This window comes from Streptomyces dengpaensis, assembly GCF_002946835.1.
Classification (GTDB): domain Bacteria; phylum Actinomycetota; class Actinomycetes; order Streptomycetales; family Streptomycetaceae; genus Streptomyces; species Streptomyces dengpaensis.
Genome location: NZ_CP026652.1, coordinates 2,472,527 through 2,498,958 on the forward strand (window position 1 = coordinate 2,472,527; position 26,432 = coordinate 2,498,958).

Consider the following 26,432-nt stretch of genomic DNA (forward strand, 5'->3'; position numbering starts at 1 on the left):
GGCTGCCCACTGGCGTGCCTAGCATGGGCGGGTGCATCCGACACCCGCCCAGCCGCTCGACGGCTCCCACGACCGCGAGATCGAGTCCCTCGCCGAGTTCGACGAGGTGGTCGCAGCGGTCGGCTCGCTCGCCCATTACCGCGTTCAGGCCGTCGATCTGACGGACCGTACGGACGTCCTGCTGACCGTGGACTCCGCGGGCGCCGTCTTCCTCGGCTGCCCGATGGCCCCCGAGGCGGCCGCCAAGGTGCGCGCCGCCGGGGCCCTGGTCTTCCCGCCCGTCCCGGGCCTGCCCTTCGACCCGTACCGCGGTATCGTCTACTCCCCCGACGAGTTGTTCGCCTCCCTCGACGAGGGCTATGAAGCGACGCCGGACGCCCGCGCGTACGCCTGGTTCCAGCGGACCAAGGCCGACGGCGACGTCTTCGCGTCGATGCTGCGCGCGATCCACGACGACTCCGTCTCGGACGCGCTCGACGAACTCCTCGCCGGCGCACGCGTGGTGGGCGTGATGGGCGGCCACGCGATGGCGCGCGGCACCCTGCCGTACGAGGGCGCGGCGCGCCTCGGCCGCGAGCTGGCGCGCGCCGGCTTCACGGTCGCCACCGGCGGCGGCCCCGGCGCGATGGAGGCGGCGAACCTCGGCGCGTACGCGGCCCCCTTCGACGACGGCATGCTCACCGAGGTCCTCCAACTCCTCGCCAGGACACCGTTGTTCGCCCCCTCCGTGACGGACTGGGCGCGCGCCGCCTTCGCCGTACGGGAGCGCTGGCCCTCCGGCGGCCCCTCGGTCGGCATCCCCACCTGGTTCTACGGCCACGAACCGCCGAACGCCTTCGCCGGGCACATCGCCAAGTACTTCGCCAACGCGACCCGCGAAGACGGCCTGCTGGCCCGCTCGAACGCGGGCGTTGTCTTCCTGCCGGGCGCCGCCGGGACCGTACAGGAGATCTTCGACAACGCGACCCCGAACTATTACGAGTCCCGTGGCGAGCCCACACCCATGGTCCTCGTGAACCGCGCGCACTGGACGGAGAAGCTGCCCACCTGGCCGCTGTTGCAGTCACTTGCGCGCGAACGCTCCATGGAGTCCCGAATCGCGCTGGTTGACCGGATCGAGGAGGCTCCGGAGGCCTTGAAACGCCTCGGCGGTTAATAAGCAGGCAAAGGCAACAGGCGTGACAGGCCTACGCGTTGACACTCCTTATGGCGCGCTTATAAACCTGTGATTCTCCTGGGAGTGGTGATGCCTCACCTCATCGGTGCCTCATCGCTCCCCAACCCCCCGCACTTGTGCATCCCTTGAAGGGCAATCGTGGCCAATCTGTCCATTTCCCGCCGTACCGCGCGCTCCGCGCGCATACTCGGTGTCACCGCCGCTTCGGCCGCGCTCACGCTCGGTCTCGCGGGCAACGCGCTCGCCTGCAACATCAGTGAGTTCTCCGCCGAGGCCAAGTGCGACGGCACCAAGGGCGTCATCGCCGTCACCGACAAGGACCCCTCGGGCCTCCCGGCCGTCGTCACCGTCTACCTCGAGAACAACGGCGCCGACGAGAAGATGGTCGGCGAGCAGACGGTCAAGGGCTCTCGCGAAGGCGTCACCATCACCTTCGCCGAGGACTGGAAGCCGAACGCGACCTACCGCATCCACGTCAAGGCCGGCAACGTGGTCGACGAGGACATCAAGCCGAACCTGACCACCCCGTCCACGGCGTGCAAGACCGAGGAGACCCCGGTCCCGTCGGCCACGCCGACGCCGTCGGAGACCCCCTCTCCGTCGGAGACCCCCGCGGACTCGCCGACCCCGTCGGCCTCCGAGAGCACCTCCGCGCCCGCGGAGACCGCGAGCAGCGTTCCCTCGCCCGCGGGCGGTGGCTCCAACCTCGCCGAGACCGGTGCGAACTCCAACACGCCGATGATCGCCGGTATCGCCGGTGCGCTCGTCGTGGTCGGCGGCGGAGCGGTGTTCTTCGGCATGCGCCGCCGTGGCGCGTCGAAGACCAACTGAACTGCGCCACTTCGTCACTTCGTTCGCGTGAACGTGTGGCCCGTCCCTCGGTGAGGGGCGGGCCACCCGCGTATCCGCCACCGCCGCCTGGCCGCGGGGCTTGGGCGACACGCGCATCCTCCCCGGTCTTCGCGAGCCAGGCGTCCAGCTCCGCGGGGTCGCCCTCGGCCTTCGGCCCCCGGACCAGAGGAATCTCCTCCTCGGGCACGGGCTCCTGCGCCCGCGTACGGACGATGGTCTCGACCCAGCGCAGCACACCGCCCGTGTGCCGTACGAGCTGCTCCAGCGTCCAGTCGGGGCAGGTCGGCACGGTGGCGGACAGATCGGCACCGTCGGAGGTCACCACGTCCCGCAACTGCCGTACCTGCAGCTCGATCGCGTCGCCATAGCGGTCATGCCCGAGTAGCGTCATGATCCGCACCTTATGCGGCGGAGGGCTCCCCGAGGACGACAATGTCTGCCGCGTCGAACTCCACGCCGACCTCGTCCCCGGGCTCCGGCGCGTCCCGCAGCGCGCACGCCGCTTCGAGCCGGGGCGCGCCCTCCGGTTGCAGCTGTACGGCGACATGGGTGCCCCGGAAGGTGCGCGCGGCGACGGTGCAGCGCAGCCCTTCGGCCGCGTCGACGAGCCGTACGCCGGCGGGCCGTACGAGGAGGGTGCGTGGGCCCTGCGGGGTGCCCTCCGGCACCGGGAGCTTCCCCCACGGGGTGTCCGCGGCCTCACCGCTCACCGTCGCCCCGACCACGTTGTCGAAACCGAGGAAACGGGCCACGAACGCGTCCGCGGGGTGCTGCCAGACCTCAAGAGGCGTACCGGACTGGGCGATCTTTCCGTCGCGCATCACGACGACCCGGTCGGCGAGCGCGAAGGCCTCCCCCTGGTCGTGCGTGACGGCGAGCACGGTCGTGCCCAACTCGCCGAAGAGCTCGCGGAGTTCGACCACGAGCCGTTCGCGCAGTGAGCGGTCCAGCTGGCCGAGCGGTTCGTCGAGCATCAGCAGCCGGGGGCGGGGCGCCAGGGCACGGGCCAGCGCGACGCGCTGCTGCTCGCCACCGGAGAGAGCGGCCACGGCCCGCCCCTGCGCCCCGGGCAGCCCCACGAGGTCCAGCAACTCCCGTACGTGAGCGTCCTGTTGGGCCTTCGACGCCCCGCTTCCGCGCATCCGCAACCCGAAGGCCACATTGCCGCCCACGTCCCGCTGCGGGAAGAGCTGATGGTCCTGGAACATCAGGCCCACGCCCCGCTTGTGCGCGGGCACCCCCGCCTGGTCGCGTCCGCTCAGCATCACACGGCCCGCGTCGAGCGCCTGCAATCCGGCCACCGCCCGCAGCAGCGTGGACTTTCCGCTGCCGCTCGGCCCGAGCACGCAGACGATCTCGTGCTCGGCGACATCGAGGCCGACGGCGTCGAGCACCGGCCGCCCGCCGAAGCGTACGGTCGCGCCTTCGAGGCTCAGCAGCATCTAGAACTCCCCGGTCCGGTCGGTTCGTACGCGCTCCAACAGCAGCAGCGCCACCGCGCACACCACCATCAAGATCGTCGAAAGGGCCATCGCCTGGCCGTAGTTGAGCTCGCCCGCCCGCCCAAGCAGCCGGGCCACGGCGACCGGCAGCGTCGGGTTGTCGGGCCGCGCGATGAACACGGTCGCCCCGAACTCGCCGAGCGACACGGCGAACGCGAACCCGGCCGCGATCAGCAACGCCCGCCGCACCATCGGCAGATCGACCTCGCGCCACACCCGCCACGGCGACGCCCCGAGCACGGCCGCCGCCTCCCGCAGCCGTGCGTCCACCGCCCGCAGCACGGGCAGCATCGTCCGTACGACAAAGGGGACGCCCACCAGTGCCTGCGCGAGCGGCACCAGGATCCAGCTGCCGCGGAGGTTCAGCGGGGGCTCGTCCAGCGCGATCAGGAAGCCGAAGCCGACGGTCACGGCGGAGATGCCGAGCGGCAGCATCAGCAGCGCGTCGAATCCGCGGACGAGACGGCCCGCGTCGCGCCGGGTCAGGGCCGCGGCGGCGAGACCGCCGATCACCACGGCGATGGCGGTGGCGGCGAGGGCGTACTCCAGCGAATTGCCGATCGCCTCGATCGGCGCGACCAGGAAGACCCCGCTGTCGTCGCTGGTCAGCGCCCGGTAGTAGCCGAAGCCGGGGGCGTCGAACGACCGCTGCACAAGCACGGCCAGGGGCAGCAGGAGCAGCACGACGACGCTGGCGAGGACGCCCGCCAGCAGGGCCCACTGCCCGGCCCCGCGCGGCCGGCGCGCGGTCACCTCCGGGGCCACCAGGCGCAGTGCGGTTTCCCGGCGGCGTACGGTCCAGGCGTGCACGGCGAGGATCGCGCCCACCGCCATGAACTGGATGACCGTCAGCACCGCCGCCGTCGCGAGGTCGAAGATCTCCGAGGTCTGCCGGTAGATCTCGACCTCGAGCGTCGAGAACGTGGGGCCGCCGAGGATCTGCACCACACCGAACGAGGTGAACGTGAAGAGGAAGACCATCAGCGCGGCGGCGGCGACCGCGGGGGCGAGCGCCGGGAGAGTGACCTGCCGCCAGGCCCTCAGCTGAGACGCGCCGAGCATCCGCGCGGCCTCCTCCTGACGCGGATCGAGCTGCGACCAGAGCCCGCCGACGGTGCGGACGACGACCGCGTAGTTGAAGAAGACATGCGCGAGCAGGATCGCCCAGACGGTGGTGTCGAGCCGCACACCCCACCACTCGTCGAGGAGCCCGCCGCGACCGACGAGGGCGAGGAACGCCGTACCCACGACAACGGTCGGCAGCACGAAGGGGACGGTCACGACGGCGCGCAGGATCTGCTTGCCCCTGAAATCGAAGCGCGCGAAGACATACGCGCCGGGGAGCGCGATCAGCAGCGTGAGCGCCGTCGACGCGAGCGCCTGCCAGGTGGTGAACCACAGAACGTGCCCGATGCCGGGCTGGGCGACCACGTCCCAGATCCGCCCGAACTGCCAGCCCCCGTCGGCCTTGAGGCCACGGGCCACGATCGCGGCGACGGGGTAGGCGAAGAAGACGCCGAAGAACGCGACGGGCAGGGCCATGAGACCGAGCCGCGCCGCGTACTTCCCGCGGGTCCTTCGAGGGACTACTTCAGTACGAGTGAGGTCCACGAATTGACCCACTGGTCGCGGTTGGCGGCGATCTTCGCCGGGTCCATGGTCTCGGGGTCCTCGGCCTGCGGGCCGTACTTCGTGAACTCCTCGGGCACCTGCGCGGCCTCACGCACGGGGTAGACGAACATGTTGAGCGGCATGTCGTCCTGGAACTCCTTGGTGAGCAAGAAGTCGATGAAGGCCTTGCCGCCCTCGGTGTTCTTCGCGTTGCTCAGCAGCCCCGCGTACTCGACCTGCCGGAAGCAGGTGCCGGTCGCGACACCTGTGGGCGCGTCGGCCGGCTTCGGGTCAGCGTAGATGACCTCGACGGGCGGCGAGGAGGCGTACGAGACGACGAGCGGCCGGTCGGCCTTGGCCTTCTTGCCGCCCGCGGAGCCGGAGAACTCCTCGTTGTAGGCCTGCTCCCAGCCGTCGACGACCTTCACGCCGTTCGCCTTGAGCTTCTTCCAGTAGTCCTGCCAGTTGTCGTCGCCGTACCGCGCGGCGGTGCCCAGCAAGAAGCCGAGACCGGGCGACGAGGTGGACGCGTTCTCCGTGACGAGGAGGTTCTTGTACGCGGGCTTGATCAGGTCGTCGAAGGAGGACGGCGGCGCCAGCTTGTGGTCGGCGAAGTACTTCTTGTCGTAGTTGACGCAGATGTCGCCGGAGTCGATGGGCGTGACGCGGTGCTTGTCCTGGTCGACCCGGTACTCGGGCAGGATCAGGCCGGAGCCCTTCGGCTCGTACGGCTGGAACAGCCCGTTGTCGAGCGCGCGGGACAGCAGCGTGTTGTCGACGCCGAAGAAGACGTCGCCCTGCGGGTTGTCCTTCGTGAGGATCGCCTTGTTGACGGCCTGTCCGGCGTCGCCGTCCTCGAGGACCTTGACCTTGTAGCCGGACCGCTTCTCGAAGTCCTTGAGTACGCTCTTCGACACGGCCCACGAGTCGTGGCTGACGAGCGTCACGGTCTTGGGGTCCGCCGAGCCGTTGTCGCCGGAGGCCCCGCACGCGGTCAGTACGGGCAGCGTGACAAGGCCGAGGCCGACGGCCACGACCGCGAACTTCTTGGTGGTGCTCACTGAATTCCTCCTGGGTTGACCAGGAAGAGACGCGGCCCTGCCCGGGAACCTCCGAAAGTTCCCGGGCAGGGCGCAACAGCTGGAGTAATGACCGAACTTCCTACCCAGAATGACCTGGGCGAGGTTCAGAGGGTCTGCGGCCCACCGATGATCTGGCTGCCGCACTCTCAGCGCTGTGGCGCTCCCCTGTCGGAATATGAAGATGTACGAACTATGAAGATGTACGAACGCAGGACAGGTTACCGCTCGGTGGCCGCGAGCTGACCGCACGCCCCGTCAATCTCCTGACCCCGGGTGTCCCGGATGGTCACGGGTACCCCATGGGCAGCGATGGCCTCGACGAACGCCTTCTCGTCCTCAGGACGGGAGGCGGTCCACTTCGAACCCGGAGTCGGGTTCAGCGGGATGAGATTGACGTGCACCGGCTTGCCCTTGAGCAACCGTCCGAGCCGGTCACCGCGCCACGCCTGGTCGTTGATGTCCCGGATGAGGGCGTACTCGATGGAGAGCCGCCGCCCGGACTTGGCCGCATACTCCCAGCCGGCGTCCAGCACCTCGCGCACCTTCCACCGCGTGTTCACGGGGACGAGGGTGTCGCGCAACTCGTCGTCCGGCGCGTGCAGCGAGATGGCGAGGCGGCACTTGAAGCCCTCGTCGGAGAACCGGTGGATGGCGGGGACCAGTCCTACCGTCGACACGGTGATACCGCGCTGCGAGAGCCCGAGCCCGTCCGGCTCGGGATCGGTGAGCGCGCGGATCGCTCCGACCACCCGCTTGTAGTTGGCGAACGGCTCGCCCATGCCCATGAAGACGATGTTGCTCAGCCGTGCCGGACCGCCCGGGATCTCGCCGTCCCTGAGGGCCCGCATGCCGTCGACGATCTGGTGCACGATCTCGCCGGTGGACAGGTTCCGGTCCAGGCCGGCCTGTCCGGTGGCGCAGAACGGACAGTTCATCCCGCAGCCCGCCTGCGAGCTGATGCACATGGTCACCCGGTCCGGGTACCGCATCAGCACGGACTCGACGAGCGTGCCGTCGAAGAGCCGCCACAGGGTCTTGCGGGTGGTGTCCTGGTCGGTGGACAGATGCCGCACGACCGTCATCAGCTCGGGGAGCAGCGCCTCCTGGAGCTTGCCGCGCGAGGCGGCCGGGATGTCCGTCCACTCCGCGGGGTCGTGCGCGTACCGCGCGAAGTAGTGCTGCGAGAGTTGCTTGGCGCGAAACGGCTTCTCACCGATCGCGGCAACCGCCTCCTTGCGCTCGACGGGCGTGAGATCGGCGAGATGCCGCGGCGGCTTCTTGGCTCCGCGCGGGGCGACGAAAATGAGTTCTCCGGGCTTAGGCATGGCTGTTCCAGTGTCGCAGATCCACTAGCGTGCCCCAGTCGGCTCAGAAGAGGCCGGCGATCGCGGTGAAGACCCAGGTGACGTAGGTCTTCGTCCGGTGCCATCCACCGCAGTACAGCCTGGGCCTGCGGCGTCTTTCCTGTGCGAGGAGCGCCCCGCACCACCGGCACGGCAGATCACCGTGATATGTGCCGTCGTCCCCCAGCCGCGCCTGCCCCATGGGTGGACCCTACCGACTGGCCCGTACAGCAGCGAGCGAGCCCCCGCCCGGAACAGGGCGGGGGCTCGCTCAAGCCGCGTGCTGGCCGCTCAGCCGGACCCTACGAACACCACCATCAGCAACCACACCACCGGCGCCGTGGGCAGCAGCGAGTCCAGCCGGTCCATGATGCCGCCGTGCCCCGGCAGCAGCGTGCCCATGTCCTTGATGCCCAGGTCCCGCTTGATCATGGACTCGCCGAGGTCGCCGAGCGTGGCGCTGGCCGCGACCGCGAGGCCGAGGAGCAGACCCTGCCACCAGGTGCCGTCGTCGATCAGGAACTGCATGCACAGCGCACCCGCCGCCATCGCGAAGGTGACCGCTCCGAGCAGCCCCTCGCGGGTCTTGCCGGGGCTGATGCGCGGCGCCAGCTTGTGCTTGCCGAAGCGCCAGCCGACGGCGTACGCGCCCGTGTCGCTGACCACGGCCAGCAGCAGGAACGTGAGGACCCGCCGCGCACCGTCGTCCGCGGTGAGCATCATGGCCACGAACGTGGCGAGGAACGGGATGTAGAAGGCCGCGAAGACCCCTGCCGTGACGTCCTTGAGGTAGCCCTCGGGCGGTTCTGTCATCCGCCAGACGAGGACGGCCAGCGCGGTGAGCGCCATCGCCACCCACGCGCCCTCGGCGCCCCGGACGTATCCGGCGACGACCATCGCGGCCCCGCCGAGTGCCAGCGGAACGAGGGGCGCCTTGATGCCCTTGCGCTCCTCCAGCCGTGAGGTGAGCTCCCACAGCCCCACCACCACGGCGACCGCTATCACTCCGACGAACACGGCCTTGACGATGAACAACGACGCGACGATCACCGCACCGAGCCCGACGCCCACTCCTATGGCTGCGCCCAGGTCGCGACCCGCGCTCTTCTTCTGCGGTGCGGGGGCGGGCTCGGGGGCGGCGCTGGGCATGGGCTCCTGTGGACTCTGCGGATGGTGCGACGGCACCGCGTAGGGCGCCGCCGACGGTGTGTCGTCGCGGAACAGGGGGCCACTCAGCCGAGCGGCCCCCCGGTCGTGATCCTGGTCTCCGCCATGTGCGGGTACGTCGGGCACGGTGGGCATGGGGCGAGTCTGCTGCGCGTCAAACGCATCGTATGCGGGACCCGCCGGGCCTGCCCCCTGGACAGGCCCCTGCTCGGACGGCCCCCAGTACCCGGCTTGTGGCGGCGCCCCCCAGGAAGAGTCGTTCATCAGACCTCGAGCAGCTCCGCTTCCTTGTGCTTGAGGAGCTCGTCCACCTGAGCGACGTACTTCGCGGTGGTGTCGTCGAGCTCCTTCTCCGCACGGCGGCCCTCGTCCTCGCCGACCTCGCCATCCTTGATCAGCTTGTCGATGGCGTCCTTGGCCTTGCGGCGTACGGAGCGGATCGAGACCTTGGCGTCCTCGCCCTTGGTCTTGGCGACCTTGATGTAGTCCTTGCGGCGCTCCTCGGTCAGCTCGGGGAACACCACCCGGATGATGCTGCCGTCGTTGCTGGGGTTGACCCCCAGGTCCGAGTCGCGGATCGCCTGCTCGATGTTGCGCAGCGCGCTCTTGTCGAACGGGGTCACCACGGCCATGCGCGGCTCGGGCACCGCGAACGAGGCCAGCTGGTTGATCGGCGTCAGTGCGCCGTAGTAGTCGGCCACGATCTTGTTGAACATCGCCGGGTGCGCACGGCCGGTGCGGATCGCGGCGAAGTCCTCCTTGGCGACCACGACGGCCTTCTCCATCTTCTCCTCGGCCTCGAGGAGGGTCTCTTCGATCACCACTTGCTCCTGCGTGTCTTGAGTAGGCCCGGCAGCTGTTTCCTCGTCGGGGTCGGCGGCCGGCTGCGTCGCGTCTTATTCCTGCACGGTTCCGGACCGGCAGGACATTGTCCATCCCCCGGTCAGGGTCCGTCCCGGGCGGGGGTTCGTCCCCGGTCCGGGGCGTTCCCCGTCAGGCTCGGCCGCTCTGGTCGCCCACGAGTGTGCCGATCTTCTCACCCTTGACGGCCCGCGCGATATTGCCCTCCGCCAGGAGCTCGAAGACCAGGATCGGCAGCTTGTTGTCCCGGCACAGCGTGATGGCGGTCATGTCGGCGACCTTGAGGTCGCGGGTGATGACCTCGCTGTAGCTGAGCGCGTCGAACTTGACGGCCTCGGAATTGGTCTTCGGGTCGGAGTCGTAGACCCCGTCCACGCCGTTCTTGCCCATGAGAAGCGCCTCGGCGTCGATCTCCAGGGCGCGCTGGGCGGCGGTGGTGTCGGTGGAGAAGTAGGGCATGCCCATACCGGCGCCGAAGATGACCACACGGCCCTTCTCCAGGTGGCGCACGGCGCGCAGCGGGATGTACGGCTCGGCGACCTGGCCCATGGTGATGGCGGTCTGGACGCGGCTGTCGATGCCTTCCTTCTCCAGGAAGTCCTGGAGGGCGAGGCAGTTCATGACCGTGCCGAGCATGCCCATGTAGTCGGAGCGGGCACGGTCCATGCCGCGCTGCTGGAGTTCGGCGCCGCGGAAGAAGTTGCCGCCGCCGATGACGACCGCGATCTGGGCTCCGCCGCGCACGACGGCCGCGATCTCGCGGGCGATCTTGTGCACCACGTCGGGGTCGACGCCCAGTCCGCCGCCACCGGCGAACGCCTCGCCGGAAAGCTTCAGCAGAAAGCGTCCCGCGCCTTTGCCGTCGTCGCTCTTCTCGCCTTTGTCGGCCTGGGTGGTGGTCATGGAGATCTCCTCATGGTGCATACGAAGAAGGCCATTGCCGCTGGGGTGTTGTGCGCATCCCATGCTCGGCAATGGCCTCCTCGTCAGATCTGCTGTCGTCCGCCGCGCGCGTGTGCGGGGCCGCATACGCGGACGGAACGGCCGACTGCTGTCGACCCTATAGGGGTCGCGCGTCGATCGCGGTACGGACTCAGATGCCGACCTTGATGCGCGTGAAGCGCTTCAGGGCGACACCGGCCTCGTCCAGGATCTGCTGGACGGACTTCTTCTGGTCCAGCGCGTAGGGCTGACCCAGAAGGGTGACCTCCTTGAAGAAGCCGTTGACGCGACCCTCAACGATCTTCGGCAGGGCGGCCTCGGGCTTGCCCTCGGCGCGGGTGGTCTCCTCGGCGACGCGGCGCTCGGACTCGACGACCTCGGCCGGGACGTCGTCCTTGGAGAGGTACTTCGGCGAGAAGGCGGCGATGTGCTGGGCGACACCCTTGGCAAGGTCGGCGTCGGCCTTGTCCAGCTCGACCAGGACACCGATCTGCGGGGGCAGGTCAGGCATGGTGCGGTGCATGTACGCGGTGACGTACGGGCCGGAGAACTGAGCGAAGCGGTCCAGGACGATCTTCTCGCCCAGGTTGGCGTTGGCCTCGTCGACGAACGCCTGAACCGTCTTGCCGGGCTCGATCTCGGAGCCGAGCAGCGCCTCGAGGTCAGCCGGAGAGGTCGCGGCGACGTGCTGGGCGATCTTGTGGGCGACGGCCTGGAACTTCTCACCCTTGGCGACGAAGTCCGTCTCGCACTTCAGCTCGACCAGGACACCGGAGGTGTTGTCGTCGGCGATGACGGAGACCACGGCGCCGTTCTCGGCGGAGCGGCCCTCGCGCTTGGCGACGCCCTTCTGGCCCTTGATGCGCAGCGCCTCGACGGCCTTGTCGACGTTGCCGTCGGCCTCGTCCAGCGCCTTCTTGCAGTCCATCATGCCGGCGCCGGTGAGCTCACGGAGCTTCTTGACGTCAGCGGCGGTGTAGTTCGCCATGATTCCTGGAGTCTCTCTCGGAGTCTGAAGATCTACGGGCCGAACGGCGGGGGCTTTGTGGGCCCCCGCCGTTCACAACCCAAAGGGGTGAGGGGTCAGGCCTGCTCGGTGTCCGCGGCCGGGCCCTCGGCGGCCGGAGCCTCGGCGGCCGGAGCCTCGGCCTGCTCGGCGTCGGCGACCTTCTCGGTCTCGGCGGAGGTCTGGACCTCGGCCTCGTCGGCCTTCTTCTCGCCCTCGAGCAGGTCGCGCTCCCACTCGGCGAGCGGCTCGCCCGCGGCCTTCTCACCCTTCGCCTCGGCGGCGACGCCGGAACGGGCGATGAGGCCCTCGGCGACGGCGTCGGCGATCACGCGGGTGAGCAGGGTGACGGAGCGGATCGCGTCGTCGTTGCCCGGGATCTTGTAGTCGACCTCGTCGGGGTCGCAGTTGGTGTCGAGGATGGCGACGACCGGGATGTTGAGCTTCCGGGCCTCACCGACCGCGATGTGCTCCTTCTTGGTGTCCACGATCCAGACGGCGCTGGGCACCTTCTGCATCTCGCGGATACCACCGAGGGTCTTCTCCAGCTTGGCCTTCTCGCGCGAGAGCACGAGAAGCTCCTTCTTGGTCAGACCGGAAGCGGCGACGTCCTCGAAGTCGATCTGCTCAAGCTCCTTGAGGCGCTGCAGACGCTTGTAGACGGTGGAGAAGTTGGTGAGCATGCCGCCCAGCCAGCGCTGGTTGACGTAGGGCATGCCGACGCGGGTGGCCTGCTCGGCGATGGCCTCCTGCGCCTGCTTCTTGGTGCCGACGAACATGACCGTGCCGCCGTGGGCGACGGTCTCCTTGACGAACTCGTAGGCGCGGTCGATGTACGACAGCGACTGGAGCAGGTCGATGATGTAGATGCCGTTGCGCTCGGTGAAGATGAAGCGCTTCATCTTCGGGTTCCAGCGACGGGTCTGGTGACCGAAGTGGACGCCGCTCTCCAGCAGCTCCCGCATCGTGACGACGGCCATGGCCGTTCTCCTTGGTGTTCTCGGTTGTGCCGCGCGTGCCGGACGGCACTCGCGCCTGACGCCCGCGTGCGCCTTGCCACTAGGGACCGAGGGGCGCTGACACCGGTGTGTGATCACCAGATGTCGGGGCGTGCGAAGTCGACCCGGTGACCCGGATCGCCATCAGAAGTGTACGGGACCCGAGAGGCACCGGGTGACGCCGCTGTCCACAACCGGCGGGTACTCCACAGATCCCGGCCGTGATCCGTCCGATGCGGGACGGTTCTCGCATGCGAGCGAAACGACGTGTCCGTACGTGGCTGGGGCTGCTGCTGGGCTTCACGCTGACGGTCCTGGGGACCGTTTCCCCCTCGGCCCTGGCCGCCCGCCCGAACGACCCGGGCCCACCGGCCCGTCCGGCCCCTCCGGCCCCTCCGGCCCCGACAGGACCGTCGGGACCCGCGGTGCCGCCGGGCCCCGATCCGGCGGCCCCGACTGTCCCGGCGGTCGCCGGCGTGTGGCCGGTGGGTGTACGCCCACCGGTGGTACGGGGCTGGGAACCCCCGGCGACGCCCTACGCCCGGGGCCACCGCGGCGTGGACCTGGCCGCGCCCCCTGGCGCCCCGGTACGCACCGTGGCACCGGGCCGCGTCTCCTTCGCCGGCCGCGTCGCGGGCCGCGGCATCGTCTCGGTGGAACTGTCGAACACGGGGACGCCACCACTCCGCACGACGTACGGCCCCGTAAAGGCGACGGTGCGCAAAGGCGACGAGGTGGCGGCAGGCGACGTACTGGGCACGGTGGAACCAAGCGCCTCCCACTGCGCGAGTTCCTGCCTGCACTGGGGCCTGCTGAGAGGCAAGACCTACCTCAACCCGCTGTCCTTGCTCCCACCGTGGCTACTGCGCAGGGGCCCGTCGCGTTTGCTTCCGGTCCGTAGCTGTGGGCAGGCGTGCCGCTAGGGACAGCAGCAGTTCGTAGCTGTGGGCAATCGTGCCGCTGGGGCGGCACGGGTGGGCACAGCGGCACCCGGCAGCGCCGGCCAACGCACCAAGCCCAAGCCCAGCCCCAACGCCGGGCGCCAAGCGACAGCAGGCTCAGCCCCGAACCCCCCGCAGAGCCATAGCCACGGCCGCATCGGTGATCGCGGAGGGCGACTCCGCAGCCCCCAGCTCAATGCGCCGCACAGCGGCATCGACCACACCCTGAAGAAGCATCGCGGCAAGCCGCGGCTCCGCATGCCCCATCTCCCCGAGCGCCTCGACGATCATCGCGACAAGCCCACCGTGCGCAGCACGGATCTTCTCCCGGGCGCCCGCATCGAGCTCGCTCGCCGAGATGGCCACCACCGCCCGGTGCCGCCGGTCCCCGACCAGCGACAGCTGCTGCCGAATGTAGGCCTCGACCTTCCCCTCCGCAGAGGAGGCCCGCTCCATCGCCGCCGACACTTCCGCCGCCCAGACGGGAAAGTCGACCTCGCACAGCTCCTCGACGACAGCCGCCCGCGACCGGAAGTACTCGTACACGGAAGACCGCGCGAGCCCCGTGCGCTCGGCGAGAGCCGGGAAGGTCAGCGCCTCCGTCCCGCCCTCGGACAACAGGGACCGCGCCGCGTCCAGCAGGGCGGCTCGCTGCATCGACCGGTGCTCGGCCACGGAGGCCGCTCGAATCCTTGGCACGTCAACCACTGTACGGAGGAAGCGCCCAGGACTGCAGCCACTCCACCCACCCGACCGAGCGAGTCAGTGCGGGGGCACCGACCCGGCAGGGACGATTCGGCTCCGTGCCACCACCGAACTCAGCGCCCGAAACTCGCCAGCTTGGCGCGTAGCTGGAGCACCGACTTGGTGTGGATCTGACTCACCCGGCTCTCGGTCACCCCCAGCACATTGCCGATCTCCGCGAGCGTGAGGCCCTCGTAGTAGTAGAGCGTGACGACGGTCTTCTCCCGCTCGGGCAGGGTGTTGATCGCCCGCGCCAGAAACCTCCGCAGCTCCCGGTCCTCGGCCACCTCGACCGGGTTGTCGGCCGCGGTGTCCTCCAGGGTGTCCATCAGGCTCAGCCGGTCGCCGCCCTCGCCGCCGACATGCAGCAGTTCCTCCAGGGCCACCACGTTCGCCAGCGACAACTGGCTGAACACGGCGTGGAGTTCGTCCACCCCGATGCCCATCTCGGAGGCCACCTCGCCCTCCGACGGGGTGCGTCGCAGCCGGGCCTCCAGCGTCGCGTACGCCCGCTCCACGTTGCGCGCCTTCTGCCGTACCGACCGCGGAATCCAGTCCAGCGCCCGCAACTCGTCGATCATCGCGCCCCGGATCCGCGTGATCGCGTACGTCTCGAACTTGATCTCCCGCTCGATGTCGAACTTCTCGATCGCGTCGATCAGCCCGAACACCCCCGACGAGACGAAGTCGGCCTGCTCGACATTGGCCGGCAGACCCACGCTCACGCGCCCGGCGACGTACTTCACCAACGGCGAGTAGTGCAGGATCAGCTGTTCCCGTAGCCGCTCGTCACCCGTCGTCTTGTACGACCGCCACAGCTCGTCGAGCGTCGAGGGAGCGGGCGGGCGCACGCTACCGCCGCCGCGGGCGGCTGGCGGGATCGCCGCCCGGTCGGACCCGGAGGTGTGCTGGGGCATTCGTCGCCTTGTGCCGTTCTGCCGTGAACTGGGGTTACCTGAGTGAGCTGTCGGTCTGATGTCGAGATTGCCTGGAATCCTCGTGAGCGTAGCGTGACTGGAGTGTCGCAGTGAGCGAAGGGCGACGGGTTACCCGCACGCAGAGACGTTCCCCTGGCCGCCCCTCGAAGTCACAGCCGTCGCCGTGCGTGACCGTTGAGGGGGGCCAACTGCGGGAATTCCCAAGGGTGTCGGCATTCGCCCGGACGGCCGAACACGCTCGGTCAGCACCGCCCCCGATCATCGCGGACGGAGATCATCGCCTGGCGTGTCAACTTCCAGCCATCGCCGTGTCGTTCGACGAAACCGAGTGCTCGGAGTTCGTACAGTCTCCCGACCGCGTCGTCCGCGGTGGTGCCCGCACCCCGGGCGATCTCCTCCGCCCCCGCCGGGCCGCGCGCCGGCAGCGCGGCCAGCACTCGTTCGGCGCCCGGGGCCAGCAGATCGCGCGGCAGCACGGGCCCGCGGCGGTCGGGAGCCAGCTCACCCATGTCACCCACCAGTTCGGTGACGTCCGCGGCGTCGGAGACCAGCACCGCGTCCCCGCCGCGCAGCAGTTCGTGCACCCCCGCCGACAGCCCGCTCGTGGCCGGGCCCGGCACCCCCATCGTGAACCGCCCGAGCCGCTGCGCCGCACGCGCCGTGACCAGCGCGCCACTGCGGTAGGCGGCCTCGACGACCACGGTGCCCCGGGTGAGCGCCGCGATGACCCTGTTCCTGAGGATGAATCTGCTCGGCGTCGGGTGGTCGCCGGGCGGTAACTCCCCCACCACCAGCCCCTGTTCCGCGATCCTGGTGATCAGTTCGGTGTGCCCGCGCGGATAGGGCCGGTCGACGCCGCAGGCGAGTACGGCGACGGTGGCGCCGCCCGCCCCGAGGGCGCCCCGGTGCGCGGCGCCGTCGACGCCATAGGCACCGCCGGACACCACCACCCAGCCCCGCTCCGCGAGACCGGCGCCGAGGGTGGCCGCCATGTGGGCGCCGTACTCCGTGCAGGCCCGGGCTCCGACCACGGCGACGGAGCGCAGGGCCCATATCCGCAGGCTGGGCCGCCCCCGTACCCACAGCCCGGTGGGGCGGGCGTCCCCGAGGTCGTCGAGCTGCGTGGGCCACTCGGGCTCTCCGGGGCAGATGAACCTCACCCCGGCACCCCGCGCCCGAGCCAGATCCAACTCCGGCCGCACGCGCCCGGCCCGCCCGCGCAGCCCCTCCCACCGCTTCTCACTCACCCCCGGCAGCGGCTCGCCTCCCTCCGCCAGCCGCCGCGCCACCTCCACGGCCCCGAACTCCCGCAGCCATCGCCCACCGACCTCGTCCCCGGGTTCGATGACTCGGGCGAGGGCGGCGCGCGCCAGGGGTTCGTCGTCGTCCGTCATGCCGGCGAGCCGATCAACATCGGCACCCCTCGCGGGACTCCGGTGCGGAGCTGCAGAGCCAGGGCCACGTCATGGGCGTCGGGCCGGTCGTGTCCCGCCAGGTCCGCGACGGTCCACGCCACGCGGAGCACCCGGTCCAGGCCCCGGGCGGTCAGCACACCGCGCTCCAGGCCGCGCTCCGCCTCGTCCATCGCTCCCGGCCGCGCCTGCCAGCGCCCGCGCAGTTCGCGTCCTGGCACTTCGCTGTTGGTGTGCCACGGGGTGCCGGTCAACCGTGCGGCAGAGCGCTCCCGGGCAGCGCTCACCCGGTCGGCCACCGTCCGCGTCGACTCGCCCTGGGCGCCGCGCGCCGTCAGCTCGGACCGGGTGACCGGCTCGACGTCCACCCTCAGGTCGACCCGGTCGAGCAGGGGCCCGGAAAGCCTGGCCTGGTAGCGACGGATGGCGGAGGGCGGGCACTCGCAGAGGTCGTTCATCGCGCTGAAGCGCCCGCACGGACAGGGGTTGGCCGCCAGCACCATCAGAAACTTCGCCGGGAACCGCACGACACCGGCGCTGCGCGCGATCACCACGTGCCCCGCCTCCAGGGGCTGTCGCAGAGCGTCGAGCGCGAAGCCGCTGAATTCTGGCGCCTCGTCCAAAAAGAGCACTCCACGATGCGACAACGACACCGCGCCGGGCCGCGCGAGCCCCTTGCCCCCGCCGACCAGTGCCTGCATCGTCGCCGAGTGGTGCGGCGCGCAGTACGGCGGGATGTCCACCATCGGCCTGCCCGGCGGCAGCAGGCCCGCCACCGAGTGGATCGCCGTCACCTCCAGGGACTCCTGCCGGGAGAGGCGTGGCAGGAGGGAGGGCATCCGCTCGGCGAGCATCGTCTTGCCCGCGCCGGGTGGCCCTTGCAGGAAGACATGGTGACCGCCGGCCGCCGCGACCTCCATCGCGGTGCGCGCCGACATCTGGCCGACCACGTCGGCGAGATCGTTCCCCTGGTCGTGCTCGGGTGCGGCGACCCCGCACAGCCCGGTGGCCTCGCCCGTGCCGGGCACACGCAGGCCCGCCAGCAAGGGATCCGGGCGGCCCTGCTCGTCGGGATCCTCCTCGGGCACCGCCTCGTCCGTGAGCACCGCGATCAGCTGGCGCAGACTGCGGACCCCGAGCACCGAGACGCCGGGCACCAACGAGGCTTCGGCCGCGGCGCACTCCGGCACCACCACCTGCTCGTATCCCGCGTCCGCGGCGGCCAGCACCGCCGGCAGAACACCCCGCACCGGCCGCACCCGGCCGTCCAGTCCCAGTTCGCCGATCATCACGATGTCGGCGAGCACGCGTGGATCGATCCGCTCCGAAGCGCCCAGGACAGCGCAGGCAACAGCGAGATCGAAACCTGAACCGCCCTTCGGGACGGACGCCGGGCTCAAGCCGACCGTCAGCTTCTTCTGGGGCCACTCGGCGCCGGAGTTCACCACCGCCGCCCGCACCCGATCCCTGCTCTCGGTCAGGCTCTTGTCCGGAAGGCCGACCAGCGTGAAGGCCGCGACGCCGGGCTCCAGGTCGGCCTGGACCTCGACCACGACGCCCTCGACGCCGACCAGGGCCACCGAACACGTACGCGCGAATCCCATCAGGCCACCCCCCGCGCATGCTCGACCACGGGCGCGCCGCGGTCGGGGAGGAGGACGCCGATCAGGTCGATGCGGACGCCGCCGGGTGGCGCTCCGCCATGTTCCTGGAGCCAGCGTTCGGCGAGGCCACGCAGGCGCTGGGCCTTGGCCGGCGTGACGGCCGCCATCGGGTGTTCGAAGGCACCCGCCTTGCGGGTCTTGACCTCGCAGACGACCACCGCCTCGCCGTCGCGCGCCACGATGTCGATCTCGCCGCTCCTGCCGCAGCGCCAGTTGCGCGCCAGGACCGTCATCCCGGTCTCGGTCAGCCGCCGCGCGGCCAGATCCTCGCCGTACTTGCCGAGTGCGTTGCGTGCGTTGCGTGCGTTGCGTGCGTTGCGTGCGTTACCTGCGTTACCTGCATTGCGTGCCATGGGTGTCCTCATGTCTGCACCACCTCCGGCGCCAACAATGAGGCCACTTCGGCTTGCTATTGGATCTTGGTGGACAAGCGGGCGCTTGTGGAAAACTCCGTCACCCTCACGAGAATGGCCGACGGCCGGTGCGGGCCCGGGAGACCAACACGTTGACCACCGCCGGCCGTACGAGCCGTCATGTGGATTCGGCGAGGAGCGGCCCGAAGATCTGCCGTCCGATCTCCTCCGCCCGCACTTGGTCGACGATCTCGCCCCGCACGTCCGGGTGTTCGCCCTCCCACGACTGGGCGGAGGCGGCGCCGGTGAAGAAGTTCAGCGCGTCGCAGCAGACCGAGGCAGCGGGCCCGGAGCAGGCACGGCGGCCGACGAACACCACGGCACCCGCCGGCTCCCACACCGAGCCGTCGCCCGTCGTGGTGACGGTGACCGGTTCGCCCGTGACCGGGTCCGTGGAGGAGATGACCACGCCTTGGCCGAGCATCGCCGGCATGCCGAGCGCGTCGATCGCGCACATCGCCCACACCTGCGGGCCGCCGCCTTCGATGCGCACGCGGTGCGGGGTCGGTGTGGCGGAGAACGGGTACGCCGCGCCGATCCACCCCCGCTCGTCCAGGGTCAGGAAGTCCCCGGCGGCCAGCTCGGCCAGGACATCACGAGCGGTGCGGCCGACGGCGGCGGCGACCGGATCCAGCGCCGCCGGGCCGGGTGCGGTTCCGGTCGTGGCGAAGTGCCGCAGCACGGCTTGGTGGACCGCGCGCAGCCCGCGTTCGGCGGGGGCGCGGCGGCCCCGGCCCGCCCGGCCCAGAAGATCGAGGACGTCCGCCTCGCAGCACTCCTGCCCCGCCACTTCGGGCAGACCAGCCTCCATCAGCGCGCGGCGCAGCTCCGCCACGCTCGGTGCGCCGTCGGTCGTGCCGTCCGCGTGGCGGTACAGACGGCAGGACACGCTCGGCCGGGCGTCGCCGACGGGCGCGAACGGGTCGGCGCCGTCGAGCAGAACAGTGGGTGAGCCGGCCATCCCCCACCGGGCTGCCTCGGCTTCGCCGGAGACCTCGACCGCGTTCACCGGCACGTCCCTGCCGCCGAGGACGGCCCGGAGCCGCTCCCGTACGACCGGGGCGTTCGGGCAGTCCGGAACCGCCAGCACCGTGATCCGCACGTCCGCTTCCGGCTCGCTCATGACGGGGCCCTCCGATTCCTCTGGATCTGTGACGACCGTTGGATCCGTGGCGACCGTAGACCTTCCAGCGCACTGGAAGGTCAAGCGATAGCGTGGAGGCATGCGCATCGGTGTTCTCGCCGCCGCGAGCGGGCTGACCACGAAGGCCATCCGTTTCTACGAGGCTGCCGGGCTCCTGCCCGCGCCGCCCCGTACCGGGGGCGGCTACCGCGACTATCCGGAGCACACAGCGAAGCGGCTGGCGTTCATCCGCCAGGCGCAGAGCGCTGGCCTGACCCTCGCCGAGATCCGCTCCGTGCTCGCCCTGCGCGACGCCGGAGCATCCCCCTGCACGCACGTCACGGCCCTCATCGGCCACCATCTCGCCGACATCGACCGCCGCATGGCGGAACTCCGCACCACCAGAACAGCCCTGCGCACCCTCGCCGAGAGGGCCGCCACCACCGATCCTGCCGACTGCACCGACCGCGACATCTGCCGCATCCTCACCGCGGAGGAATGAAACGCCGAACGGCTGCCACTCGCCCACCCGGCCGTCCCCAAAGTGCTGCGCGACCACGCCGACCAGGGCCTGATCCGCCTCGCCCGGGGCCGCATCACCGTCCTCGACACGGAGCGCCTCGCAGGCGCAGCGGGCTGACGTCACCCAACCGTAAGGCCGCTCCTACCTGCCTACTCCCTCCGCCGGACGTACGCTCGCACCGGTCCCGACATCAGGAGTCCTCCATGCGCGCCCGCACCCTCGCCCCGGCCGCACTGGCCGCCGCCCTGCTCACCATCGCCGGCTGCGGCACCGATTCCGCCGGCGACGCGGGGGCGGCCTCCCCGTCGAAGGCGGCGTCCGCCCAGCCGTCCGCCGGCTCCGGCGGGAGCGGCACCAAGGCAGACGGGGCCGACGGCGCCGAGGTGCCCGAGACGCTGAACTTCACCGCCACCACCGTCGACGGCAAGCCCTTCGACGCGAAGAGCCTCGCGGGCAAGCCCACCGTTCTGTGGTTCTGGGCGCCCTGGTGCCCCACCTGCAAGGCCCAGGCCGCCGAGACCGCCAAGGTCGCCACCGACTACCAGGGCAGGGCGAACGTCGTCGGCGTCGCCGGCCTCGACAAGAACGCCGCCATGCGCGACTTCGTCTCCGACACGGGCACCGGCTCCTTCCCCCACCTGTCCGACGAGGCCGGGGACGTATGGAAGCGCTTCGAGGTCACCCAGCAGAGCCACTACGTGATCCTCGACAAGGACGGCGCCACCGCCTACGAAGGCGTCCTGCCCGGCGGCGAGGGGCTGGCCGAGAAGGTCGCCGCCCTCACCGGCTGAACCCGCCATGGCCGACCTGCCCCTCGCCCTAGCGCTCGGCGCCGGCATCCTCGCCGCCGTCAACCCGTGCGGCTTCGCCCTGCTGCCCGCCTACCTGTCCCTGCTCGTCCTCGGCGACGACACCCCCAGCCGCACCGTCGCCGTCGGACGCGCCCTGACCGCCACCGCCGCCATGACCGCCGGATTCGCCGCCCTCTTCGGCGTCTTCGGCCTCGCCATCCAGCCCGTCGCCGGACAACTCCAGCAGCACCTGCCCTGGTTCACCATCACCTTCGGCCTGCTCATCGCCGTGGCCGGAGCGTGGCTGCTCGCCGGTCGCCAACTCCCCGCCCTGGCCCCGAAGATGCGCCGGGCGCCCAAGATCGCCCGCTCCCTGCCTTCGATGGCGCTGTTCGGCATGGCGTACGCCGCCGCCTCCCTCGGCTGCACCATCGCCCCCTTCCTCGCCATCGTGGTCTCCGCCTTCCGCGCCGGCTCCACCGGCGAGGGCATCGCGCTGTTCGCCGCGTACGCCGCCGGAATGGGCCTGATCGTCGGCGTGGCCTCGCTCACCGTCGCGCTCACCCGCAGCGCCGCCGTCGCCGGCCTGCGCCGGGCGGGCGCGCTCGCGCCCCGCGTCGGCGGCGCGCTGCTGCTCCTCGTCGGCGCCTACGTCGCGTACTACGGCTGGTACGAGATCCGCGTCCAGCAGGACCCGGCCACCACCGACCCGGTCATCGACGCGGCCGGTACCGCCCAACGCGCCCTCGCCGACACCCTGGACACCATCGGGCCCGCGGCGATCGCCGCCCTCCTCGCCGTACTGCTCCTCGCGGCCCTGGCGATCCGCCGCCGGCGAGCACAGCGACCCTCCCGCACCGAACCCGGGCCGGGGCCCGCCCCCGGGCACAGTGGGTGAACCGGCCCGGCCCGATGGCTCCGCGCGTCATCAGCCGCCCGGAAGCTCCAGATCGCTCTTGTTCAGCTCCTCGATATTCACGTCCTTGAACGTGAGCACCCGCACCTGCTTGACGAAGCGAGCCGGTCGGTACATGTCCCACACCCAGGCGTCCGCCATGGACACCTCGAAAAACACCTCGCCCTGGACCGAGTGCACCTGCATCTCGTAGTCATTGGTGAGGTAGAAGCGCCGTTCGGTCTCGATCACATATTTGAACAGACCGACGACATCGCGATACTCCCGATAGAGCTTCAGCTCCATCTCGGTCTCGTACTTCTCGAGGTCCTCGGCGCTCATGGCATGTTCCCCTTCAGCCGTGCGTCCCCCTATTGTGCGCCAGCCCCGCGAGCCCCTAGACAATTTCCGTGTCAAGGACCTCGGGCGTGGCCGGGGGACCCTCGTCGAGCACCCTGCGCAGCAGCTCGGCGAGTCTGGTCGGATACACCGTCTCATGTGCCTCGGTCAGTTCTTGGCACGTCCACCAACGCGCTCCGGCGACACTGCGCCGCTCCAGGTCCGTCAGCCCTGCGGCCGCCGTGACCGTCTGGGTCGTACGGGCCAGGTAGTACCACTCGTCCTGATCCCAGCGTCGCCCCGCGAAGGGGAACGAACACATCCGCCGCCACAGCACTGGGCCCAGCTCGACCTCGGTGATTCCGGTCTCCTCCGCGAGCTCCCGCAGCGCGGCCTGCTCGCGGGTCTCGTCGCCCTCCAGGCCGCCGCCGGGTGTGAACCACCAGTCGTCCGCGGGATCGTCCGGCTCGTGCCCGTGCAGCAGCAGAATGCGTTCCTCGGGGTCGAGGAGCACCACGCGAGCGACCTTGCGCAGCCCGCCTCGGTACTCGTCGTGCCGATCTCCGTCGTACGACACCTCAGCGGGCACCGGCGGGCTCCGTCCGGGCCCGGCCGCGCCGGCCCACGAGCTGGGCGATCGGACCGTACGCCGCGCCGCCCAGGATGAGCACCGCGCCGGCGATCACCGCGCCGACGATCAGGCGCAGCGGTCCGGGCTGGGAGAGGCTGCCCAGCGCCTCGAAGCCGGTCGGCCGCTCGAGCATGCCGTTCATGGGCCAGACGACGGCGTCGACCCGGGCCTTGACGGCGGTGCGCGGCACGGTGCCGCCGGCGGCGTCCGTGAGGTGGGCGGTGGAGTCCAGGGAGCCGCTGCGTTCGTCACCGAGCAGGAAGAGGTTGTCCTCCGGGACCGTGACGGTCGGGATGCCGACCAGCTCGGCCGCCGAGCCCTTGGGGAGATACGGCTCCTCGATCTGCTGTCCGTTGACGGTCAGCTTCCCGTTCGTGCAGCAGGCGACCTTGTCGCCGCCGACGGCGACCACGCGCTTGAGGATCAGCGCGTCGCCCCAGCTCTTCTCCTTGAAGACGACGACATCGCCACGCCGGATGCCGCTGCCGTCGACGCGCTCCGCCAGTACGCGGTCACCCGCGTCGATCGAGGGCGTCATCGAGCTGGTGGGCACGGTGTACGGCCGGTAGATCACCGCCCCCCAGGCGAACCCTCCGAGGAACAGCACAAGGCCCAGCGCGACGGCCAGTCCGGACAGCACCTGTCCGGTCCGGCTGCCTGCCGGGCCCTTGTTCGTGCCACCGCCGCGCGGGGCCGTACGTGTCGTGCTCTCGCCACCCATGGGTCCGCACCTTACCCGGGGGTACGCTCCGGGGTCAGCCCATGGCCTGGATCGCGATCACGCCTTGGGAGGGAGCCGTTCATGGGGCGTCGTCGCTTCAGTTCCTACTTGGCTGTCTTCCGTCGGCGCCGTACCAGCACCAGCGGTACCGCGCCCACGAGTGCCGCGGCGCCCGGCGAGGTGACCGCGGCCACCGCCTGGTTGCTCAGGCCGGTCTGGTCGAAGGTGTCCGGCACCGGGAGGGTGCCCCAGCGGTTGATGGGCCAGGCCTTGACGATGGCGCGCCCGACGACCTTGTCCACGGGGACCATGCCGTTGTTCGCGTCCGTCTGGTTGTAGCGCGAGTCGCGCGAGTTCTGGCGGTGGTCACCCATCACCCAGATCATGCCCTTGGGCACCTGGACCTTGAACTGGCCGCCCTCGTCGTCGACGCTGCATGGGGTGTTCCCCGGGTACACGTACGGCTCGTTCAGCGCGAGGCCGTTGACGGTCAGCGGGCCCGTGCCCTTGCACTGGACGGTGTCGCCGCCGACGCCGACGACCCGCTTGATGAGGTCCTTCTCTTCGGCGGACGGCATCAGGCCGATCCAGCTGAGGACCGTCTGAAGGGCGTTCGGGTCGACCGTGGGCTCGCCCGCGAGCCAGTTGTCGGGGTCGTGGAAGACGACGACCTCGCCGCGCTCCGGCTCGGAGCCGAACCACGGGGTCAGCTTGTCGACCAGGACACGGTCGCCCTGCTGGAGGGTGTTCTGCATCGAGTCCGAGGGGATCGAGAACGCCTGCACCAGGAAGGTCTTGATCAGCAGCGCGAGGACCAGCGCGATGCCGATCAGGATCGGCAGCTCCTTCCAGAAGGAGCGCTGCTGCTTCTGGGGCTTCGCACCCTGCCCGGCGCGCTCGGCCTCGGCGCCGCCGTCCTCGGAGTCACTCCCGGAGCCGGATGCGTGCTCTACGGCCGGGGCAGCCGCATCGTCGGGCCGCTCCGGCCGCCCTTCGGGACCATCGTGTCCGGACCGTGCGCCGACCGCCACATCCCCCACATCCACTCCTCACTCCGTGCCGCCGCCCGCGCCGTATTCGGCGCAGGCCCACCACTCCCATAACGAGCGGGAGTTCCGCAGGGGTCGGGAGCGGGATCAATCCGTCTGGATCCGCAGGGGCCACCCTATGCGACAGGGCGAGAGCGGAGCTCGACCCTCCAGGCGCGTCGGCTACGGACGCGTACGTGCCCGGCTCCTCCAGGCGGGTCCAGTTGCCGATGGGCCAGGCGATGACCACGGCCCGGCCGACGACCGACTCCTCGGAGACGGTACCGCTGAACTTGTCGGTGCGGTGATAGCGGGAGTCGGCGGAGTTGGCCCGGTGGTCGCCCAGGACGAACAGGCGGCCCTGGGGCACCTTCACCTCGAAGGGGAAGTCCGACGGCTTGTTGCCGGGCTGGATGTAGGGCTCGGTCAGCGGTGTGCCGTTGACCGTCACCCGGCCTTGCGTGTCACAGCACTTGACCGTGTCGCCGCCGACGCCGACGACTCGCTTGATGAGGTCCTTCTCGTTGTCGGACGGCAGCAGGCCGATGAAGGTCAGCCCTTCCTTGATCTGCTTGACGACGACGGGGTCTTCCTTCTTCTGGGTCTCCTCGGCCGTGAGCCAGCCTCCGGGGTCCTTGAAGACGACGACGTCACCGCGCTCGGGCTTGGAGCCGAACCAGGGGGTGAGCTTGTCCACGAGGACGCGGTCGCCGATCTGGATCGTGTTCTCCATGGAGCCCGACGGGATCACGAAGGCCTGGACGAGGAAGGTCTTGAGCACCAGGGCTATGAGCACCGCGACGCCGGCGAGGAGGGGGATCTCCTTGATCGCCGAACGCCGCCTGCGCCGCTTGATCTTGCGGGCGAGCTTGCGCCGCTCGACGCGGCTGGGCCGGGCCGCACCTCCTGAGGCGCGCCGACTGCCGGTGGGCAACAGGTTGTCGGCGGCGCTGACGGGGGCTCCGCGCGGTTTGCCACGGTTACCCATGGGCACCGCCCACGGCGGGTACGCGCGCGTAGACGTCGGGACGCGTCAGCCGGGTCCAGTGGCCGGCGGGCCAGGCGATCCCGTCGGCTCTGCCGATGACGTCGGCGACGGGGACCATGCCGCCGCCGGGCGAACCCAGGTGGTCACGGGAGTCGCGGGAGGCGCTGCGGTGGTCGCCGAGGACGAAGAGGGTGCCGTCGGGCACGACGACGTCGAAGGGCGCGTCGGACGGGCTGTCCCCTGGATACAGAAACGTCGACTCGTCGACCGACCGGCCGTTCACTTCGAGCCTCCCGTCCTTGTCGCAGCAGACCACATGGTCTCCCCCCGCACCGACGACGCGCTTGATGTAGTCGGCGTTCCCGAAATACCCAGTGCCGTCGAACACAACGACATCACCCCGCTGCGGCTCGGCACCGAAACGGTACGCCAACTTATTTACGAGAACGCGGTCCCCGATCCTCAATCCCGGCTCCATCGAGCCGCTGGGAATTTGGAACGGCTGCATCACGAACCTGCTGACGATCAGCAGAAAGACCAGGCAGGTCAGCACGGTCAGAGAGATCCGCCCGCCTGGGAGCCAGTTGGCGGCCCGGGCCACCAACGCGAAACGCGACCGCCCCTCCGGACCCTCTGTGTCCGAGGTCTCCTCGGATGAGGTCTCCTCGGATTCGGAAGGGCGGGAGGAGCGGTCGCGCTCCACAGGCTGTGCTTCGGTGTCCATCGACGCCAGATGTTAT

General features: G+C 70.4%; 28 protein-coding genes and 1 pseudogene. 6 read left to right on the forward strand and 23 right to left on the reverse strand.

All coding sequences use genetic code 11. The features are described 5' to 3' along the window. Positions 1 to 31: 31 nt before the first annotated feature. Both C4B68_RS11060 and C4B68_RS41055 read left to right on the forward strand, forming a co-directional pair. A complete protein-coding gene (locus C4B68_RS11060; RefSeq protein ID WP_099502600.1) occupies positions 32 to 1,156 on the forward strand; it encodes an LOG family protein in 1,125 nt (374 codons plus the stop codon). Between the two features lie 168 nt (positions 1,157 to 1,324). Next, the gene (locus C4B68_RS41055) at positions 1,325 to 2,008 is read left to right on the forward strand and encodes an LAETG motif-containing sortase-dependent surface protein (RefSeq protein ID WP_107475408.1); all 684 of its coding nucleotides are present in this window, start codon (positions 1,325 to 1,327) and stop codon (positions 2,006 to 2,008) included. Positions 2,009 to 2,090: 82 nt separating this feature from the next. Here C4B68_RS41055 and C4B68_RS11070 read toward each other — a convergent pair. The 11 genes and pseudogenes from C4B68_RS11070 to rpsB form a co-directional block, all read right to left on the reverse strand. Next, positions 2,091 to 2,420: pseudogene (locus C4B68_RS11070) on the reverse strand (maleylpyruvate isomerase N-terminal domain-containing protein); the annotation flags it as partial. Positions 2,421 to 2,430: 10 nt separating this feature from the next. Beyond that, the gene (locus C4B68_RS11075; RefSeq protein ID WP_099502601.1) at positions 2,431 to 3,471 is read right to left on the reverse strand and encodes an ABC transporter ATP-binding protein; all 1,041 of its coding nucleotides are present in this window, start codon (positions 3,469 to 3,471) and stop codon (positions 2,431 to 2,433) included. Further along, the gene (locus C4B68_RS11080; protein ID WP_099502602.1) at positions 3,472 to 5,073 is read right to left on the reverse strand and encodes an ABC transporter permease; all 1,602 of its coding nucleotides are present in this window, start codon (positions 5,071 to 5,073) and stop codon (positions 3,472 to 3,474) included. A gap of 44 nt (positions 5,074 to 5,117) precedes the next feature. Beyond that, the gene (locus C4B68_RS11085) at positions 5,118 to 6,203 is read right to left on the reverse strand and encodes a thiamine ABC transporter substrate-binding protein (RefSeq protein ID WP_099502603.1); all 1,086 of its coding nucleotides are present in this window, start codon (positions 6,201 to 6,203) and stop codon (positions 5,118 to 5,120) included. A 239-nt stretch (positions 6,204 to 6,442) separates the two neighbouring features. After that, entirely contained in the window at positions 6,443 to 7,549 is a 1,107-nt protein-coding gene (gene rlmN / locus C4B68_RS11090) for a dual-specificity RNA methyltransferase RlmN (protein WP_099502604.1), read from the reverse strand. A gap of 43 nt (positions 7,550 to 7,592) precedes the next feature. Continuing rightward, a complete protein-coding gene (locus C4B68_RS41830) occupies positions 7,593 to 7,769 on the reverse strand; it encodes a hypothetical protein (RefSeq protein WP_167459070.1) in 177 nt (58 codons plus the stop codon). 89 nt (positions 7,770 to 7,858) lie between these two features. Continuing rightward, a complete protein-coding gene (locus C4B68_RS11095) occupies positions 7,859 to 8,998 on the reverse strand; it encodes a phosphatidate cytidylyltransferase (RefSeq protein WP_099502605.1) in 1,140 nt (379 codons plus the stop codon). Next, complete coding sequence (gene frr, locus C4B68_RS11100) at positions 8,998 to 9,555, reverse strand: ribosome recycling factor (RefSeq protein WP_028802465.1); 558 nt, start codon at positions 9,553 to 9,555, stop codon at positions 8,998 to 9,000. The genes C4B68_RS11095 and frr overlap by 1 nt, the downstream gene beginning before the upstream one ends. Positions 9,556 to 9,727: 172 nt before the next feature. Beyond that, a complete protein-coding gene (pyrH, locus tag C4B68_RS11105) occupies positions 9,728 to 10,498 on the reverse strand; it encodes a UMP kinase (protein WP_099502606.1) in 771 nt (256 codons plus the stop codon). Between the two features lie 190 nt (positions 10,499 to 10,688). Then, positions 10,689 to 11,525 carry a translation elongation factor Ts gene (tsf, locus tag C4B68_RS11110; protein ID WP_099502607.1) on the reverse strand — a complete coding sequence of 279 codons (837 nt, stop codon included), beginning with the start codon at positions 11,523 to 11,525 and terminating at the stop codon, positions 10,689 to 10,691. A gap of 95 nt (positions 11,526 to 11,620) precedes the next feature. Next, positions 11,621 to 12,523, reverse strand: coding sequence for a 30S ribosomal protein S2 (gene rpsB, locus C4B68_RS11115; protein WP_099502608.1), 903 nt, complete (start codon positions 12,521 to 12,523; stop codon positions 11,621 to 11,623). A gap of 269 nt (positions 12,524 to 12,792) precedes the next feature. Here rpsB and C4B68_RS11120 point away from each other — a divergent pair, with 269 nt between their 5' ends. Next, positions 12,793 to 13,464 (forward strand): murein hydrolase activator EnvC family protein, encoded by a 672-nt coding sequence (locus C4B68_RS11120; RefSeq protein WP_240634300.1) that lies wholly within the window; start codon positions 12,793 to 12,795, stop codon positions 13,462 to 13,464. 135 nt (positions 13,465 to 13,599) lie between these two features. Here the strand turns inward: C4B68_RS11120 and C4B68_RS11125 are convergent, their stop codons facing one another. From C4B68_RS11125 to C4B68_RS11150, 6 genes are all read right to left on the reverse strand, one after another. After that, complete coding sequence (locus tag C4B68_RS11125) at positions 13,600 to 14,157, reverse strand: TetR/AcrR family transcriptional regulator (protein WP_099502609.1); 558 nt, start codon at positions 14,155 to 14,157, stop codon at positions 13,600 to 13,602. Between the two features lie 143 nt (positions 14,158 to 14,300). Then, positions 14,301 to 15,143 (reverse strand): RNA polymerase sigma factor WhiG, encoded by an 843-nt coding sequence (gene whiG / locus C4B68_RS11130; protein ID WP_099502610.1) that lies wholly within the window; start codon positions 15,141 to 15,143, stop codon positions 14,301 to 14,303. A 263-nt stretch (positions 15,144 to 15,406) separates the two neighbouring features. Next, positions 15,407 to 16,558: a DNA-processing protein DprA gene (dprA, locus tag C4B68_RS11135; protein WP_099502611.1), complete on the reverse strand. Its 1,152-nt coding sequence runs from the start codon at positions 16,556 to 16,558 to the stop codon at positions 15,407 to 15,409. Beyond that, positions 16,555 to 18,180 (reverse strand): YifB family Mg chelatase-like AAA ATPase, encoded by a 1,626-nt coding sequence (locus C4B68_RS11140; protein ID WP_099502612.1) that lies wholly within the window; start codon positions 18,178 to 18,180, stop codon positions 16,555 to 16,557. Before C4B68_RS11140 ends, dprA begins: the two co-directional genes overlap by 4 nt. Next, positions 18,180 to 18,593, reverse strand: coding sequence for a YraN family protein (locus C4B68_RS11145; RefSeq protein WP_099502613.1), 414 nt, complete (start codon positions 18,591 to 18,593; stop codon positions 18,180 to 18,182). Before C4B68_RS11145 ends, C4B68_RS11140 begins: the two co-directional genes overlap by 1 nt. A 178-nt stretch (positions 18,594 to 18,771) precedes the next feature. Next, positions 18,772 to 19,776, reverse strand: a complete 1,005-nt coding sequence (locus C4B68_RS11150; RefSeq protein WP_240634301.1) for an alkylmercury lyase family protein — start codon at positions 19,774 to 19,776, stop codon at positions 18,772 to 18,774. Positions 19,777 to 19,876: 100 nt separating this feature from the next. On the opposite strand from C4B68_RS11150, the gene C4B68_RS11155 reads away from it, so the two are divergent. The 3 genes from C4B68_RS11155 to C4B68_RS11170 all read left to right on the forward strand — a co-directional run bounded on the left by C4B68_RS11155 (position 19,877) and on the right by C4B68_RS11170 (position 21,988). Then, positions 19,877 to 20,278, forward strand: coding sequence for a heavy metal-responsive transcriptional regulator (locus tag C4B68_RS11155; RefSeq protein ID WP_099502614.1), 402 nt, complete (start codon positions 19,877 to 19,879; stop codon positions 20,276 to 20,278). Positions 20,279 to 20,502: 224 nt separating this feature from the next. Beyond that, positions 20,503 to 21,090 carry a redoxin domain-containing protein gene (locus C4B68_RS11165; RefSeq protein WP_099502615.1) on the forward strand — a complete coding sequence of 196 codons (588 nt, stop codon included), beginning with the start codon at positions 20,503 to 20,505 and terminating at the stop codon, positions 21,088 to 21,090. Positions 21,091 to 21,097: 7 nt separating this feature from the next. After that, the gene (locus C4B68_RS11170) at positions 21,098 to 21,988 is read left to right on the forward strand and encodes a cytochrome c biogenesis CcdA family protein (protein ID WP_099502616.1); all 891 of its coding nucleotides are present in this window, start codon (positions 21,098 to 21,100) and stop codon (positions 21,986 to 21,988) included. A gap of 30 nt (positions 21,989 to 22,018) precedes the next feature. On the opposite strand, the gene C4B68_RS11175 is transcribed toward C4B68_RS11170, so the two are convergent. From C4B68_RS11175 to lepB (C4B68_RS11200), 6 genes are all read right to left on the reverse strand, one after another. After that, positions 22,019 to 22,327: a DUF2469 domain-containing protein gene (locus tag C4B68_RS11175; RefSeq protein ID WP_003965949.1), complete on the reverse strand. Its 309-nt coding sequence runs from the start codon at positions 22,325 to 22,327 to the stop codon at positions 22,019 to 22,021. Between the two features lie 55 nt (positions 22,328 to 22,382). Beyond that, entirely contained in the window at positions 22,383 to 22,913 is a 531-nt protein-coding gene (locus C4B68_RS11180; RefSeq protein WP_240634302.1) for an NUDIX hydrolase, read from the reverse strand. Further along, the gene (gene lepB, locus C4B68_RS11185) at positions 22,903 to 23,676 is read right to left on the reverse strand and encodes a signal peptidase I (protein ID WP_099502617.1); all 774 of its coding nucleotides are present in this window, start codon (positions 23,674 to 23,676) and stop codon (positions 22,903 to 22,905) included. Before lepB (C4B68_RS11185) ends, C4B68_RS11180 begins: the two co-directional genes overlap by 11 nt. A gap of 104 nt (positions 23,677 to 23,780) precedes the next feature. Next, complete coding sequence (gene lepB / locus C4B68_RS11190; protein WP_099502618.1) at positions 23,781 to 24,716, reverse strand: signal peptidase I; 936 nt, start codon at positions 24,714 to 24,716, stop codon at positions 23,781 to 23,783. Continuing rightward, positions 24,601 to 25,692: a signal peptidase I gene (gene lepB / locus C4B68_RS11195; protein WP_143674359.1), complete on the reverse strand. Its 1,092-nt coding sequence runs from the start codon at positions 25,690 to 25,692 to the stop codon at positions 24,601 to 24,603. Before lepB (C4B68_RS11195) ends, lepB (C4B68_RS11190) begins: the two co-directional genes overlap by 116 nt. Further along, positions 25,685 to 26,416: a signal peptidase I gene (gene lepB, locus C4B68_RS11200; protein WP_099502619.1), complete on the reverse strand. Its 732-nt coding sequence runs from the start codon at positions 26,414 to 26,416 to the stop codon at positions 25,685 to 25,687. Before lepB (C4B68_RS11200) ends, lepB (C4B68_RS11195) begins: the two co-directional genes overlap by 8 nt. Positions 26,417 to 26,432: the final 16 nt, after the last annotated feature.